Here is a 16,743-nt window from a genome sequence, read left to right as displayed (position 1 = left end):
AGCTTCTAACTGATCAGCATGATCTCTACGCTTTTTGTGACTTCTTTCTTATTTGCAGGCTATCTTTTAATAAATAGGACAAAAAAACTGCTAACCCTCTTATAGGATTAGCAGTTTTCAGTTGAACTAGCTTGCACTAGCGGACGTATTCGCTTCTGTGCTCTCAGTAGTCTGTGAGGTGCTGTCCTCGTTTGCAGTAGAGCTACCGGAAAGCTCCAAGTGTTGTTGTAAGAGCAATTTGGTATTGGCCAATGAAGTTTGATCCAATTGCCAGTAATACGTACCAGCTGGTTGATAATCATGGCCTTCTAACGTAAGTGTTTCAATGTCTAATTGAGAGCCACTTGTACCGTAGGAGATAAAGCTTTTCATTTCGTCAAAGTTCATATTCGTTACCATATTCTCTCCAACTGCTTCAATAACATCATCATACTTTAAGACAGAGCCAGCTGAAGCTGCTTTTCTTACTACTGCCTTGATAAGATCCTGTTGTCTCTTACCACGTTCAATATCATTATCAAGCTTTCTTGTACGGGCTAATGCTAATGCTTCTTCCCCGTTCAGTTCCTGCTCACCAGGCATTAAATGAATAGCACCTTTTTTATCCATGGAATTCGATTCTGTGAATTCATATGGAACTTCAGCAGTGATACCACCCAATGCGTCTACTACATCGACAAACGCATGAAAATTGACCTTTACGTAATAATCAATGGGAATCTCAAGTAGGTTCTCTACTGTTTCAATAGTGGCTTGGGGGCCACCATAAGCATGGGCATGGTTAATCTTTGTTTCATACCCTACTTCTGGAATATAAACATACGAGTCACGAGGTATGCTTACTAGCTTCACACTTTTATCATCTTTGTTTAAGGTCGCAACCATTAGGGCATCTGTACGGGAGCTTCCCTCATTTGCTCGATGATCGTTCTCGTCTACACCCATAATTAGAACAGAGACATTATCAATGTTCGGGTCCACTTTTGTTTCTCGCAGATCTGACTTTTCTCTTCCATCGTCTTGATAAGAGTCCGAGAATACCGAGTCCGCTTTTGTATACAGATAGGTGAAATAACCGAGGGCTAGGAATAGCACCAGGGCTGGTATTAATATAAAATAAGCTCTCTTTCGTAGCTTTTTCTTCCGTCTTCGTTTAACTACACGAGTTCGTGTATGTTTATTATCCATTATTGTTCTCCTTTGGTTACTAATAAGTTGATAGAAATCATTAAGAATATAGAAACCAAACTCTATTTTACTATGAATCAACTAATTCGTAAATGTATTTTTAAAGAAGTAAAAAAGTGTTAAATCCATGACTTCACTCGATTCACGACAAATAAGGTTCTAATCAGTTCAATTTCCAGAAATTAGGTTGGATACTCCAAGCTTAGCACTTTTGCCTTTAAAGTAGGCTCCTGTGATTTTAGACGATTGAGGTGAAAAAAGGTTTCACCTTAACCCGTTACTCATTTTCAGAACTAAGATCAGATTTTATCTTTGTCGTGGAAATACCCAGTGTTCTTGGTAAGTAGATGACGTCACAATAAGATTTTAGGTAGTCAAATTTTCCTTCCCAATCATTCCCCATCACGAAAATATCGATGTTGTGCTCCTTGATATCCTTCACTTTTTGGTCCCAGGAGTCTTCGGAAATTACTTTGTCTACATACCTAATAGATTCCAATATAGTTTTTCGCTCAGCAAAGGAGTAATATGCCTGTTTGTTTTTAATCTTATTAAAATGGTCCGTAGATATTCCAACGATTAAATAATCGCCCATCTCTTTTGCTTTCTTTAAAATATTTATATGACCAGGATGAATTAGATCAAAAGTCCCGTATGTGATTACTCTCTTCAATAGTAATCCCCTCCGTTTAAGGTACCTAAACTAATCATACCATAGATGGGAAGCAGAATTAAAAACGTCTTCTAATGTAGTCGGGAGGCCTTAAGATGCTTTGAATTAGGGGTAATAAGTCACGTTAACGAGATTTGGGATCTGTCTTTACAAAAAATATAGACATTTTTCATACCGCTTTAACATTTAACTGGCACAATGGAGATAAACATCGAGAGTGGGGATTTAGAATGCTATGGAATAAAAAACATAAGCCAAAGCTGTTATATAAGTATTTTATTTCCTATCTCATTATTTTTCTTATTCCGTTTCTGACCATTAGTTTGGTGTTTTACCAAATGTCTGTTAGTAATTTACGGGAGCAAATTATTCAATCAAATATAGATAAGGTGGAACAGGTTAGAGACTTTGCTGATTCTAGAAAAAAGGAGCTTAGCGAGATCGCTTCTCGAATTTCCTTTGATCATCGTCTCACCCCTTATATGTTTAGCCAGCCATACCATAGTAAACAAGCAATTGAAGAGCTTAAGACGTACAAAGCTAACAGCTCTATTATAGATGAATTATATATGTATTTTGAGGATAGAAGCCAAATTTATACCACGATAGGAACAAGTAAGCTACCAACCTTCATGGAAAAGACGTATCATATGGCGGATTCAGAGGTAACAAATTATCAAACCACCCTTGAGGAAGTAGCGGGAGAGACAGTCTACCCGCTTCCTGCTGTTGAAGATGAGCAAGAAAGGGTTATTTCCTATTTATATCCACTACCAGTAGGAAATTCTGTACACTATGGGACGGTCGCTTTCTTTGTGAAGGAGTCGACCTTTACCCAAATGTCGGAGAGGGTTCTTGGTGATTTTGAAGGGAGTATGTTTATCTACAATGAGCAGGATGATTTAATTGCTTCCACAAATAAAGGCCTGTCATTAGATGCCGATATAGTGCGACAAGTTGCGCCAGATAACTCGGGTGTAACGGAAAAAGTTGCAAATGAGGAACAATATTCTCTGGTTACGGTGAAATCTGAAGAGAGTGGCTGGTCCTTTGTAACAGCGATGCCAACAGCGCAGTTTTATAGTAAAATGGACAGCTTGCGAACGACCATTATAACCATTCTCTCTGCGATTGCGGGAATTGGTTTCCTATTTATTATTATTATGACAATTCAACAGTACCGACCAATTCGCCGCTTAGCTCAAACTGTACAAGTGAAACAGCAACGCGAGGAACACGATAGAAGATATCAGGATGAATTGGAAGGTATTCAGGAAAGCATCCAGATCATAAATAAGGACAAGGAACAGCTTAATGAACGCCTTCAAGGCCAGCAACCACTTATTAAGGAACAGCTTTTACAACGATTGCTGAAAGGGAAGGTGCAACACCGATTTAATATTGGGGAGTACCTGGAAGAAACAGGTATATCATTTGAAATACCTTATTTCTTTGTGCTTATTACCGTTTTTCATGAGCAGTCAGAGGAGGACAACCTGGAAAGAGCATATAAGGAAAAAGGGATAGCTATTCTTGAAGAAATGAAGTATGGACAGGCAAAAGGTTACAGTACGGAGCTGGTTCAGGATCATGCAATTGCTACCATCGTCAATATAAGTAAACCAGATGCAGCAAAACAAATGGTAGACTACATAAGCAGTCAGCTCAGCAAACATATTCCCCTTTCCTATACGATGGGGGTAGGAGGCACGTATAAGGGAATAGAACGTTTAAATCGCTCCTATATTGAGGCAAATGCGACCCTGGAATCACAAGCGTTCCATCAAGATCGAAATATCGTATTTTTTAAGGATTTAAATATCTCGGTAGATGAGGTATTTTGGTACCCAACAGATAAGCAAGCAAAGCTTTCACAGAGTTTGAAACAAGGGGATGAAGTGGTCGCGCTTGAAACATTACAGGATATTTTTGGTTATTTAACAGAATTAGAAGCCCCACATCACCTGATTCGATGCATTTGTTTTGATATAATAAATAGTGTCATTAAATTCCCAATGGAAATGGGCCTCCAAAAGAACTTTGTAGATATACAGACAATTACTTCCTTTAAATCATTGGATGATTTGCAACAGCGGCTGGAAAAACCAATTGCTTTAATATGTAGGGAAATGGAAAAACAACGAGAGAATAATAATAATGCATTAGCAAACAGTATTCTCCAATATATAGCGGAAAATTTTCATTCTCATGATATTAGTTTGGAGGAAACAGCGAAAGCCTTTCAATTATCCAGCTCGTATATTAGTAGATTTATAAAGGAACAAACTGGTAACACCTTTACCAAGTATGTCTGGAATTTGAGAAATGAGGAATTTAAAAAACAGTTGGTAGAAACGGACAAGCCCATTAAAGAAATTGTGCTGGATATCGGCTATGTAGACGTTGCCAATTTCACAAGAAAATTTAAGCGAGCTGAAGGCGTCACCCCTGGGCAGTATAGACAGCAACATTTCAACCAGACGGAAGCAATGGATTAAGACCACGAGGAAAGGGAGGATGACATGTCAGCGAAACAACCAAATATTTTATTCATTATGAGCGATGACCATGCAGCACAGGCGATTAGTACGTATAATCAGACATTAGTCGACACACCGAATATTGATCGGATTGCAGATGAAGGTATGCGGTTTGATAACGTGTATTGTACAAATTCCCTTTGTGCACCAAGCAGGGCCACGATTCTTACAGGGAATTACAGCCACGAAAATGGGGTGCGCGGTTTATCGGAGCCATTTGATGGGAGACAGCAGACGTTCCCCAAGCTATTACAGGAAAGTGGCTATGAAACAGCCATTATGGGAAAATGGCATTTAGGTCAAGGCGGGAATAGCGACCCAACTGGATTTGACTATTGGAATGTTTTTCCTGATCAAGGGGATTACTATGACCCAGTGATGATTGAAATGGGAGAAGAAAAACAGATAAAAGGGTATGCAACAGATATTGTCACAGATCTTTCCATAGAGTGGCTTAACAAACGAAATAATGAAAAGCCTTTCATGATGATGGTCCATCATAAAGCACCACACAGACCATGGGACCCACCTGAAAAGTATAAGGATTTATTCGCGGACAAGAAATTTCCCGTGCCTAAGACCTATGAAGACGATTATGCAAACAGGGCAAACGCTGCTAAAATGGCAGACATGCGAATTGAGGATCTGAAGGAAGAAGACGTGAAAGGGGTTCCGCCAGAGGGGCTCTCCCCACAAGAGGTCAAGGACTGGAAATATCAGCGTTATATAAAAGATTACCTGCGCTGTGTCGTCTCCATTGATGACAATGTCGGCAGATTACTGGAATATTTGGATGACCAAGGACTTGCCGAAGACACCATTGTTGTGTACACCTCTGATCAAGGCTTTTTCTTAGGAGAGCATGGCTGGTATGACAAACGATTTATGTATGAGGAATCTTTGCAAATGCCTTTTGTCATGCGCTATCCGCAAGAAATTGCAGCAGGAAGTGTCTCCAAAGACATGATTATTAATAACGACTTCGCGCCAACTTTTTTGGACTACTGTGGGGTACAGCCAAAAGAGGAAATGCAGGGAGAAAGCTTCCGAACGATTGCCAAGGGAGAAAAACCTGAAAAGTGGCGAGATGCGATCTACTACCGATATTGGGAACATTTAACGATTCATCAGGTAACTGCTCACTACGGAGTACGAACAGATCGTTACAAGCTCATTTATTATTACGGAGACCCGCTTGATGTTATCGGTGCAGTTAACAAGCCGATGGAACCGGAATGGGAGCTCTTTGACTTGGAAAAAGATCCGCTTGAATTAAAAAATGAGTATGACAACCCGGATTATGCAGAAACGGTAGGAAAATTAAAGGAAACGCTTAATCATCTAAGAAAAAAGTATAAAGAAACAGTTTAACTTGGCAGGTGAAAGGATTGGAACATACAGAAAACCGCGGATGCTGTGCGGCATCCCGAGGTAATGCTAGTAAAAAAATGGAATCCGATCAGGTTTGGGTTCATGCAGACGGAATTGAGCCTTCTCTTGAAGGCATGGTTCTTATTAAAGGTGGCAAGTTCTTGATGGGTACACAGGAAAAAGCTGGGTTTCCTGAAGATGGGGAAGGGCCTGTCCGAAACATTAAGGTAAACTCCTTTTACATGGATGCTCATACGGTAACCAATGCTTCCTTTGCTAGATTTATAGAAGAGACAGGTTACCAAACAGAGGCAGAACAATTCGGTTGGTCGTTCGTATTTTATAAGCTAGTCAGTGAAGAAACAGCAAGGAAAGTAAGACAGAAGGTCGCCCATACGCCATGGTGGCTCGTTGTAGAAGGAGCAACATGGGACCACCCTGAAGGTCCGGATTCTGACTTGGAAAATCGCATGGACCACCCAGTAATTCACGTTTCATGGAAGGATGCTACGGAATATTGCAAGTGGGCTGGTAAAAGGCTTCCCACAGAAGCGGAATGGGAATACGCTGCAAGAGGTGGACTCGTGCAAAAAACATATCCATGGGGCGACGAGCTAACACCAGATGGCGAGCATCAATGTAATATTTGGCAAGGAAATTTTCCCAAAGACAACACAATGGAAGATGGCTATTTGGCAACAGCTCCAGCAAAATCCTTTCCGGCAAATGGTTATGGTTTGTATAACATGGCTGGAAACGTGTGGGAATGGTGTTCGGACTGGTTTGCCACCAACATTCATAAACGCGGAGGAAAAGACAACCCTAAAGGCGCAGAAACTGGCACAAGCAAAGTAACGCGCGGTGGATCTTACCTTTGCCATGATAGCTATTGTAATCGCTATCGTGTAGCAGCCAGAACTGCAAACACTCCAGATAGCTCGACAGGAAATTTGGGCTTTCGTTGTGTGGTAGATGTTTAGTATTGATTTATTTTACTAAGGTGAAATTGGAAAACCCGAGGAGCAGAACGCTTCTCGGGTTTTTTGTGACCAGAGGGAGTGCGATCGACTAGAGGAGAGGCGCAATCGACCAAAGGGGGGCGCAATCAACCAAAGGAGCAGTGCAATCGACCAATAGAGCTGCGCAATCAACCAATAGCGCCGTGCAATCGATCAGTAGAGCAGTGCAATCAACCAAAGGAGCAGTGCAATCGACCAATCGAGCAGTGCAATCAACCAAAGGAGCAGTGCAATCGACCAATCGAGCAGTGCAATCAACCAGAGGGGGGGCGCAATCAACCAAGAACGCCGTGCAATCGACCAGAAGAGCCGTGCAATCAACCAGAGGAGCTGCGCAATCAACCAGAAGAGCAGTGCAATCGACCAATCGAGCAGTGCAATCAACCAAGAACGCCGTGCAATCGACCAGAAGAGCCGTGCAATCAACCAGAGGAGCAGTGCAATCGACCAAGAGCCTGGTGCAATCAACCAATCGAGCAGCGCAATCAACCAAGAACGCCGTGCAATCAACCAGAGGAGCAGCGCAATCAACCAGAGGAGCAGCGCAATCAACCAGAGGAGCAGTGCAATCGACCAAGAGCCCGGCGCAATCAACCAGAAGAGCAGTGCAATCAACCAAGAACGCCGTGCAATCAACCAAGAGCCCGGCGCAATCAACCAATAGCGCCACACATTCAACCAAGACTGCAACCTCCTCCATCCTTGAGTGACTATGCCATTTTTGCTGTGTGGAATCACCACAACTTTTGTAAATAACATTTAACAATCTCTGAACCCTTGATGCATAAGGGTTTATTTGCTGTTGGTCATGCATGACATAGTGAAACATAATCGACATATTATAAATTTTCTTCAGACATGCTAGCTTGTAATCAAGGCACGAGGTGGTGCTTTGAAGTTGGATGAAGGGAGGTAATGCAATGCTTTCCGTGTTAATTATTGGAGCTGGAACAATGGGAAGGACGCATACAAGAGCTTATCAGCAAATGGAAAATGTTCATATTGCAGGTATTGTGGACATTCAGAAACCAGACTGGTTAAAACATGATCCATTGGCCATTTCCTTTTATAGCAGCTGGGAGGATGCTATTGATCAAATTAAGCAAATTGATGTGGTAGATATATGTCTCCCTACTTTTTTACATAAAGAATATGTCATGAAGGCGGCGGGGCTTGGAAAGCATGTTATTTGTGAAAAGCCAATTGCCCGGACGCTGGATGACGCTAAGGAAATGATCGATTTCTGTAACAGGCAGGGAGTGCAATTATTTATAGGACATGTCGTACGATTTTTCCCTGAATATCGGATGGCGAAGTCGGTTATCCAGTCCAAAGCGATTGGTACGGCAAAAGTTGTGAAGACATCAAGAAAAAGTAGTTTTCCAAGTTCTTGGAATGATTGGTATTCCGATCAGGGTAGTAGTGGGGGGCTAATTTTGGATTTAGTTATCCATGATTTTGATTTTTTGCGATGGTGTTTCGGTGAAGTCGAACGTGTTTATGGAAAAAGTCTGTACGGTAAAGGACACGCTGGCAAAGAATATGCGCTCATTACCCTCCGGTTTAAAAATGGGATGATCGCGCAGGTAGAGGGGAGCTGGTCCCATCAAAAGTTTGCGACGTCCTTTGAATTTGCAGGGGATAAAGGTGCCGTGGAATATGATAGCACGAAAGAGAGGCCATTTGTTGCAGCGTTAGATCAAAAGCTGCAAAAAGAGCCGCCTGCAACGATCCCAAGAAGTCCTATTAAAGAGAGCCCTTATTATAAGGAATTAGCGCATTTTATGGAATGTATCGAAAAGAGGAGTGAGCCTTTGGTAACACCAGAGGACGGCCTGCAGGCATTGAGAATTGCGCTGGCTGCCATACAATCGATCGCAGAAAACCGACCAGTAGAAATAGAAGAGCAACTGTTGGAAATCGGGAGGTAGGAACAGTGGAAGTATTAAAAATTGGTGTCATCAGTTTTGCCCATATGCATGCTTACAGCTTTTCCCGGGCACTTGAATCCCTGCCTTCTGTGGAGATTACAGGCATTTACGACGACGTTCCTGAAAGGGGAGAGCGTGCTGCTGGGGAATTTGCGGCAACGTATTATGTAACTGTCGAGGAGTTGCTAGATTCAGAGATTGATGCGGTAGTCATTACCTCCGAAAATGTGTATCACAAACGACATGTGCTAGCAGCAGCACGAGCGAAGAAACATATTTTATGTGAAAAGCCTTTGGCCACTAATATAGAGGATGCTGAAGAAATGATTCGACAGGCAGCACACCATAAGGTAAACCTGCAGACAGCATTTCCCGTCCGTTTTAATAGCACAATTCAAGATGTAAAAGCTTTTCTGGAAGAGGACAAGCTTGGGGAGATTCTCGGCATAAAGGCATCTAACCGTGGCAGTCATCCTGGTGGCTGGTTTGCTGACCGGACATTAGCTGGCGGGGGTGCAGTGCTTGACCATACCGTTCATCTTATTGATGTAATGAGATGGTTTATGAACACAGAAGTAGCGGAAGTGTACGCAGAAATTGGTCAGCTATTTTCGATAGAGCCAATTGATGATGCGGGGATCATTACGGTTGAATTTGCTAATGGAGCATTCGCGACCATCGACTGTAGTTGGTCTAGAACGACATCTTATCCGAAAGGTGGTGATATAAAACTCGAAATCGTTGGCACGAAAGGTACCTTGCAGGTCGATGCCTTTGGACAGAACATCCATCTGTACGCAGATGAAAAGGGTAGTGTACGGAGGTTTTGGGGAGATAACATGAACCTGGAAATGGCTAAGGAATTCATTGCTTCGATTCGAGAGAAAAGGTCTCCGAGTGTAACTGGGTATGACGGGTTAAAGGCGGTAGAGGCTGCACTAGCTGCATATCAATCTGCAGAGAAAGTCGCACCTGTAAAATTAGGATAAAAGCGGAAGTTAAATGAGGAGGGTTTTACGGTGAAAATGAAAAAGATGGTTGGGTTAGCTGCCATGTCAGGACTTATCGTATTAGGAGCATGCAGCAATGATGATAGTGAGGCTAATTCAGAAGAAAACGCAGAAGCGGCAAAAGAGAATGTGAATGAAACAGGATTTCCGATTGTTGACGAGCCAATTGAAATAAGCTTTATGACAGGGAAGGCAGCAACGAACGCTGATGACTACAACGAGGTTGCTTCCTGGAAGAAATACGAAGAAATGACAAACGTAAAAATTGATTGGGGTCTTGTTCAACGTGATGGCCTTGATGAAAAAAGAAACCTTGCATTAGCTGGTGGAGACTACCCGGAAGTATTTTATACATCTTATTTTTCTGATCAAGACTTACTGAAATATGGACAGCAAGGAGTCTTCCTTCCTTTAAATGACCTAATAGAAGATTATATGCCTAACGTGAAGAAACTTTTAGAAGAAAATCCTGATATCGAAAAAGGCTTAACGTTTGCGGATGGAAATATTTATTCGTTACCAACTGCATACTCTCCAGAATTTACATCATTAACTAGTAACATCAAGCCATGGGTAAAACAAGAGTGGCTAGATACATTAGGGATGGAAGAGCCCGAAACAACTGAGGAATTTTACCAATACTTAAAAGCAGTAAAAGAAGAAGATCCAAATGGCAATGGACAAGCAGATGAAATCCCGTTTGGTGGCGATTCCATTAACGGATTGATTGGTTGGTTAAAGGGTGCCTATGGTGTTGGAAATAAAGGTAGAAAACATGGCTATATGGACCTTGACCCTGAAACCGAAGAACTGCGCTTTTATCGCACAGCAGATGAATACAAAGAAATGCTTCAATATATTAACAAATTATACTCAGAAGGCTTAATCCAGGAAAACATCTTTACCATTGAATCAAATCTTTTCCACGAGCAAGGAGCAGAAGGCTTGTATGGAAGTACGGTTACAACAAGTCCGAAGACACGGTTTGGGAATGACGATTATGCCGGACTTCCACAGCTTGAAGGCCCTGAAGGATATAAAGACTGGGTGTATGTAACGTCACCAATTGTGCATAAAGGAAGCTTTGTCATGACAGATAAAAACAAAAATCCTGAAGCAACTGCTAGATGGATAGATTACTTCTACGGTGATGAAGGAATTAAGCAATTGTTTATGGGAGTGGAAGGCGAATCCTATGAAGAGACAGAAAATGGTGTAGAGTATGTGGATGAAATTATGAATAATCCAGATGGCTTAACAATGGAACAAGCATTGGTACCATATGTAACATGGCTTGGTGGTGGTTACCCATCACTTGTAAAACAAGAATTCTTTAAAGGTGCAGAAGGATCTGAGGAAGCACTTGAAGCTACTGCGAAATTTGAAGACGACATTATTGAAGATGTTTGGCCACAATTTTCTTACACGGCTGAAGAGAATCAAAGACTTACATCATTAAGAGCGGACATTGAAAAATATGCGAATGAAATGCAGGACAAATTCATCGTTGGCGAAGTACCGTTTTCTGAGTGGGATACATTTGTCGAAACACTTGAGCAAATGGGCCTTGAAGAGTACATGGAACTTAACCAGCAAGCTTACGACCGTTTCTTAGAAAGCTAAGATTAATAGCGCAATTTCCCATTTAAAAGGGCTTTATGAATCAGGACATCTATTAGGACATCTTTCTAATAGATGTCTCCTGTATTCATTAGAAAAAAGAGGAGGGAATTCCTTGCGGGACAAAAAGTTAAATCATTCGAACAGCTTTTTACGCCTTAAGAAAAACATATGGGTAAACTGGCAATTATATTTGTTCCTTTTACCTGCTCTTACATATTTTTTAATCTTTCATTATTTGCCAATGTACGGGGTTCAAATTGCCTTTAAGAATTTTTTTGCGACAGAGGGTATTACAGGGAGCCCGTGGGCAGGCTTTGTCCATTTTGAACGTTTTTTTGATTCCTATTACTTTTGGAGACTATTAAAAAACACGGTTCTTATAAGTTTGTATCAACTCGTATTGTTCCCGCTTCCTATTATCTTTGCGCTTATGTTAAACGAGGTTCGTAATGGACTTTTCAAGAAATGGTCGCAAACGCTGTCCTATGCGCCACATTTTATTTCTGTAGTAGTTGTTGTCGGAATGATCGTGGCATTTCTTGATCCTCTTACTGGGTTGATTAATCACGCCATTGTCGCCTTAGGTGGAGAGTCTATCCCCTTTTTGACGAGTCCAGACTGGTTCAGACATATTTATGTGTGGTCAGGTGAATGGCAATCTTTAGGGTGGGGGACGATTATCTATCTTGCTGCATTAGCGGGGGTTAACCCCGAGCTGCACGAAGCTGCTAAAGTCGATGGGGCAACAAGAATGCAGCGGATTATGCGTATTAATATTCCAGCTATTATGCCGACTATTGTCATTCTATTTATCTTAAACATTGGAAAGTTTATGTCAACAGGGTTTGAGAAAGTATTACTCATGCAAAATAGCCTAAACTCTGAAACATCCGATATTATCCAGACATTTGTTTACGAAGTCGGACTTTTAGAAGGGCAATACAGCTTCTCGGCAGCGGTTGGCCTGTTTGATTCTGTTATCAACATTATCTTGCTTATTTTCGTCAATTATCTTGCCAGAAAAACTAGCGAAAATAGCTTATGGTAGGAGGGTTTTTATGCGAACTCGTGGTTTATCCGATAAAGCGTTTGATCGTATTAATAAACTATTAGTTGGTTTTATCGTGCTGATTATTACATACCCACTCATCTTTGTCATAAGTGCATCGATCAGTGACCCTGGCGCCGTTAATTCAGGGAAGGTATGGCTATGGCCGGTAGATATTACATTTGAAGGATTTAAAAGAGTATTTGCGAACGAGGATATTTGGATTGGGTATCGAAATACCATCATGTATACCGTAGTCGGTACCGTTATCCATCTCATTGTGCTGCTTCCATGCGGCTATGCGTTATCACGAAAAGAAGTCGCTGGTAAAAAGCTGATTCTCTGGTTCGTCCTGTTTACGATGCTATTTAATGGTGGGATGATCCCTACCTATCTCGTAGTGAAGTCATTAGGGATGATCGATACAATTTGGGCAGTGGTTATTCCAGGTGTCGTAGGGGCATGGTCGATTTTAGTAGCCAAGACATTTTTCCAGCAAAGTATTCCAGACCAGTTAGTCGAAGCCTCGAAGATTGATGGGGCGTCTGATTTGAAAATCTTTTTCCGGGTTGTGCTGCCATTGTCCTTGCCAATTGTGGCTGTAATGGCATTATTCCATGCGGTAAGTCTATGGAATCAATATTTTAGTGCGTTAATCTATTTAAATGATAGAGAGCTATTCCCGTTGCAACTATTTTTACGCGAGATTCTTATTGTAAATGAAATGTCAGGGGAAGGCGAGATGCTTGGTACGACGGAATCGCTTGTGGAGCAGACGAAAACAGCAGCATTGGTAAAATATGCTGTCATCATTGTTTCTTCCTTGCCGCTTCTACTAGTTTATCCGTTTTTGCAACGCTATTTTGTGAAAGGCGTGCTGATTGGCTCGGTAAAAGAATAATCTAAAGAAAGTAGGGATTTGCTTGCAACATAGCGGGTTTATAGGCGGTTATTATCAGGTGTCATTGTGGATTACAAGGCTTGCTTACCTTAATATACTTTGGATCAGCTTTACCCTTGCTGGGCTTGGTGTATTAGGGATTTTCCCAGCAACGGCAGCGATGTTTGCCGTGGTGCGCAAATGGACAAGGGGTGAAGACGAGATCCCCATCACGGCTACATTCTGGAAGGCGTTTAAAAAAGAATTTCTCCAGGCAAATAAAATGGGGTATTGTCTGCTTTTGATCGGCTATGCCCTCATTCAGCAGCTGCAAATTTTATGGAGACAAGAGGATATGATGTATGTGCTGGCAGGCTTTGGGGTGCTTCTACTCGTTTTCTTGTATGCCATTGTACTTTTGTATGCTTTTCCAGTGTTTGCCCATTTTCAACTAAGTGTCTTGAATTATATTAAATGGCCCGTAATCATTGGGGTTGTACATCCTCTTTTAACAATTGTATTGGCTGTAGCCTTATTTTTCATTTACACCATTGTTTACGCAACAGTGCCTGCCTTGCTTTTCTTTTTCGGTGGGAGTATCACCGCCTATATTCTGACATGGGGCGCTGGAAAAACGTTCGCAAAATATGAACAGCAGACTGCACCTATAAACTAAACAAAGGAGCTGGGAACATGTTAAAGGTCGGCGTAATTGGAGTTGGCTCCATCTCTGCATCACATATCGAAGCATACCGCAGACATCCAGAGGTTGAGCTTATCGCATTATGTGATACGAATGAGCAACGCCTTAAGGAAAAAGGGGAAAAATATGACGTTCAAAAGTTGTTTACCCAGTATGAAGAGCTGTTAGCAGAGGAATCCGTTGATGCGGTAAGCATTTGTACATGGAATAATACCCATGCGGAAATAGCAATTGCTGCACTTCAAGCTAATAAGCATGTGCTTGTGGAAAAACCACTTAGCATGACATGGGAAGAAGCGAAGGAAGTGGAAGTAGCTGCAGATCAATCAGGCAAAATCCTTCAGGTGGGCTTTGTACGAAGACATGCTTCCAATGCCCACGTACTAAACCAATTTATTTCAGAAGGTGAGCTGGGGGAGATCTACTATGCGAAAGCAACCTGTCTAAGAAGGCTTGGCAATCCAGGTGGCTGGTTTAGTGATAAAAGCCGTTCTGGTGGAGGACCGCTGATCGATCTAGGCGTCCACATGATTGACCTGTGCTGGTATTTAATGGGCAAGCCCAAACCCATTTCCGTAACAGGGAATACATACAACAAGCTCGGCAATCGTAGCCATGTGAAACACCTTTCGTTTTATAAAGCAGCAGATTATGATGCAACAAGGAACAGTGTAGAAGATTTAACAAATGCTTTAATTCGCTTTGAAAATGGTGCTTCACTGTTTGTAGATGTTAGCTTCACCCTTCATGCGAAGGAAAATGAAATCAATGTAAAGCTATATGGCGATAAAGGCGGGGCGGAAATCGAACCAGCGTTAGTAATTATGGGAGAAAAAAACCAGACCATTTTAAATATGACACCACAAATTGACCATCCAAGCTTCCATTTTGGTGAAGCATTTGCGAATGAAATTGCACACTTTGTTGCGTGTTGTCAGACTAACCGTGAATCCATTGCACCTGTTTCAGACGGGGTGGAAATCATGCGCATGCTTGAGGCGATCTACCAATCTGCAAGAGAAGGAAAAGAAATTTACCTTGGGGAGGGGTTGAAATAATGAAAGGAATGATCCTTGATAAGCCATCCAGTTTGGATATAGAGGGGAGCCTCGCATCCGTAGAAGTATTACGTGAAAACGAACCAACAAAGGAGGATGCTACTGCAGATTACTTATTTATCCCCGACTCGGAAAGCACTCTTCCTATTAATTTAGAAGTTCCTATTTTTATGGAAGCAGGCTATTTCGATCTTTTTCATAACCAGCCACAGGGCTATGTGTACTGTGAATTAGCAGCTTCCCCAATCGGGCAAAAGTGGCTTGCGATCTTAGAAAAGGATGAGGCGAAAAAAGGTGTGTTACGCATACACAGGGATATCGATGGGAAGGATGCTTATCCGAGGATTTGCGGAGATCTGTTTGCGCTCGTTGATGTTTTTGGCGATGTTGCAGACCTTCACGTTCGCACATCAACAGAGCAGCATCTCCCTACTCATGTTATCGCCTTGGTGAAATTTGTTAACGGCGCAATGGCTCACTTGGAATACACCTCCGCCGATAAGGAAGAACTGTATTTTGATTGGAGTGGTTTTAAAACAATCATCGAATTTGATAGCAAGGAGCTCACCTCCCCTCCTGGCACAAACCACTATTTTCCCTTAGCCTATACGGTTGAACATATTGTAAAAGCAGCTCGCAAGATGAATGAAGAACGCTATGCGAAATGGCAAGAGCTTGGGAGAAGAATGAGGGAAGGGGGGGTTAAGGCATGAAAATTGGAATTATGAGCGTCGCCCATATGCATGCACATAGCTATATCCATGCCATCAAACAATTACCCGATTTAGAGGTTGCTGGCATCTATGATGACAATACCGAGAGAGGGCAGGAAGCAGCTGCCAAGCACAATGTTGCGTATTTTTCCGAGCCCGAAGCATTTTTAGCCCAGGATATGCAGGCCGTGATTGTGTGTAGTGAGAATGTGAAACATAAGGAAATGGTACTCCAGGCTGCCAAAGCAAAGAAGCATATTCTATGTGAGAAGCCCATTGCAACAAATTTAGAAGATGCTGCAGAAATGATTACAAGCTGTAATGAAAATGAAGTCATTCTCCAAATTGCTTTTCCTGTCCGATTCAGCACACCTATTCGTCAGGTGAAGGCTGCGATTGAGCGCGGGGAAGTCGGCGATGTTATCGCATTCCGCACAACCAACCGCGGTCAAAACCCGGGAGGCTGGTTTATTGATAACACATTATCTGGTGGGGGAGCAGTGCTTGATCACACGGTTCACATGGTCGACATCATGCGCTGGTTTTCCGGGAAGGAAATTACGGCAGTTCATGCCCATGTTGATTCCTTTTTCCATGACATCCCAACAGATGATATGGGGCTACTCACACTTGGCTTTGAAGAAGGGATCATCGCTTCCCATGATGCTAGCTGGTCTAAATTCGCGGCATATCCAACTTGGGGGGATGTGACCATTGAAGTAATTGGAACAAAGAAGACAATCCGTGCAGATGCCCTGCAAACCCATCTTCGCCATTATCAAGAGGGCGAAAAACCTCTCCGCCATGAGTTTTTCGGCTCTGATATGGATCTGGATCTAATAAAGGATTTTTCGAATACAGTAAAACATGGGGGAGCACCATCCATCACTGGCTATGACGGTTTAAAAGCATTAGAAGTCTCACTTGCGGCCTATGAATCAAGCAAAAAGAGAAAAACGATACGCCTCGGAGAATAAGATCGTAAA

General features: G+C 42.1%; 15 protein-coding genes. 12 read left to right on the top strand and 3 right to left on the bottom strand.

Annotated elements, in window-relative coordinates; translation table 11 throughout:
• Positions 1-126: 126 nt before the first annotated feature.
• Positions 127-1,188, bottom strand: a complete 1,062-nt coding sequence (locus tag LG273_RS16205) for an LCP family protein (RefSeq protein ID WP_404455533.1) — start codon at positions 1,186-1,188, stop codon at positions 127-129.
• A gap of 277 nt (positions 1,189-1,465) precedes the next feature.
• Positions 1,466-1,861, bottom strand: a complete 396-nt coding sequence (gene tagD, locus LG273_RS16200; RefSeq protein ID WP_404455530.1) for a glycerol-3-phosphate cytidylyltransferase — start codon at positions 1,859-1,861, stop codon at positions 1,466-1,468.
• 230 nt (positions 1,862-2,091) lie between these two features.
• Here tagD and LG273_RS16195 point away from each other — a divergent pair, with 230 nt between their 5' ends.
• Genes LG273_RS16195 through LG273_RS16185 form a run of 3 tightly spaced genes read left to right on the top strand, consistent with a single transcriptional unit; the run spans position 2,092 to position 6,752 of the window.
• On the top strand, positions 2,092-4,359 hold the full coding sequence (locus LG273_RS16195) for a helix-turn-helix domain-containing protein (protein WP_404455528.1): 2,268 nt from the start codon (positions 2,092-2,094) through the stop codon (positions 4,357-4,359).
• A gap of 24 nt (positions 4,360-4,383) precedes the next feature.
• Positions 4,384-5,772, top strand: coding sequence for a sulfatase (locus tag LG273_RS16190; RefSeq protein ID WP_404455525.1), 1,389 nt, complete (start codon positions 4,384-4,386; stop codon positions 5,770-5,772).
• A 17-nt stretch (positions 5,773-5,789) separates the two neighbouring features.
• A complete protein-coding gene (locus LG273_RS16185; protein WP_404455523.1) occupies positions 5,790-6,752 on the top strand; it encodes a formylglycine-generating enzyme family protein in 963 nt (320 codons plus the stop codon).
• A gap of 192 nt (positions 6,753-6,944) precedes the next feature.
• Here the strand turns inward: LG273_RS16185 and LG273_RS16180 are convergent, their stop codons facing one another.
• On the bottom strand, positions 6,945-7,481 hold the full coding sequence (locus tag LG273_RS16180) for a hypothetical protein (protein WP_404455519.1): 537 nt from the start codon (positions 7,479-7,481) through the stop codon (positions 6,945-6,947).
• A gap of 212 nt (positions 7,482-7,693) precedes the next feature.
• On the opposite strand from LG273_RS16180, the gene LG273_RS16175 reads away from it, so the two are divergent.
• The 9 genes from LG273_RS16175 (at position 7,694) to LG273_RS16135 (ending at position 16,734) form a co-directional block, all read left to right on the top strand.
• Positions 7,694-8,722, top strand: a complete 1,029-nt coding sequence (locus LG273_RS16175; protein ID WP_404455516.1) for a Gfo/Idh/MocA family protein — start codon at positions 7,694-7,696, stop codon at positions 8,720-8,722.
• 5 nt (positions 8,723-8,727) lie between these two features.
• Positions 8,728-9,711 (top strand): Gfo/Idh/MocA family protein, encoded by a 984-nt coding sequence (locus LG273_RS16170; protein WP_404455513.1) that lies wholly within the window; start codon positions 8,728-8,730, stop codon positions 9,709-9,711.
• Positions 9,712-9,747: 36 nt separating this feature from the next.
• Positions 9,748-11,355, top strand: coding sequence for an extracellular solute-binding protein (locus LG273_RS16165; RefSeq protein WP_379560523.1), 1,608 nt, complete (start codon positions 9,748-9,750; stop codon positions 11,353-11,355).
• Between the two features lie 112 nt (positions 11,356-11,467).
• Complete coding sequence (locus LG273_RS16160; RefSeq protein ID WP_404455510.1) at positions 11,468-12,403, top strand: ABC transporter permease; 936 nt, start codon at positions 11,468-11,470, stop codon at positions 12,401-12,403.
• Positions 12,404-12,413: 10 nt separating this feature from the next.
• Positions 12,414-13,304 carry a carbohydrate ABC transporter permease gene (locus LG273_RS16155; protein ID WP_379560418.1) on the top strand — a complete coding sequence of 297 codons (891 nt, stop codon included), beginning with the start codon at positions 12,414-12,416 and terminating at the stop codon, positions 13,302-13,304.
• A gap of 58 nt (positions 13,305-13,362) precedes the next feature.
• The gene (locus tag LG273_RS16150; protein WP_404455506.1) at positions 13,363-13,959 is read left to right on the top strand and encodes a YesL family protein; all 597 of its coding nucleotides are present in this window, start codon (positions 13,363-13,365) and stop codon (positions 13,957-13,959) included.
• Between the two features lie 17 nt (positions 13,960-13,976).
• A complete protein-coding gene (locus tag LG273_RS16145; RefSeq protein WP_379560420.1) occupies positions 13,977-15,044 on the top strand; it encodes a Gfo/Idh/MocA family protein in 1,068 nt (355 codons plus the stop codon).
• Positions 15,044-15,757 (top strand): hypothetical protein, encoded by a 714-nt coding sequence (locus LG273_RS16140; RefSeq protein ID WP_379560422.1) that lies wholly within the window; start codon positions 15,044-15,046, stop codon positions 15,755-15,757. The genes LG273_RS16145 and LG273_RS16140 overlap by 1 nt, the downstream gene beginning before the upstream one ends.
• Complete coding sequence (locus LG273_RS16135) at positions 15,754-16,734, top strand: Gfo/Idh/MocA family protein (protein ID WP_404455502.1); 981 nt, start codon at positions 15,754-15,756, stop codon at positions 16,732-16,734. Before LG273_RS16140 ends, LG273_RS16135 begins: the two co-directional genes overlap by 4 nt.
• Positions 16,735-16,743 lie beyond the last annotated feature (9 nt).

Source organism: Oceanobacillus kapialis, assembly GCF_044790185.1.
GTDB classification, from domain to species: Bacteria; Bacillota; Bacilli; order Bacillales; family Amphibacillaceae; genus Oceanobacillus_B; species Oceanobacillus_B kapialis.
Note: the sequence above shows the minus strand (reverse complement) of the source record. Positions and strands in the feature narration are given on the sequence as shown.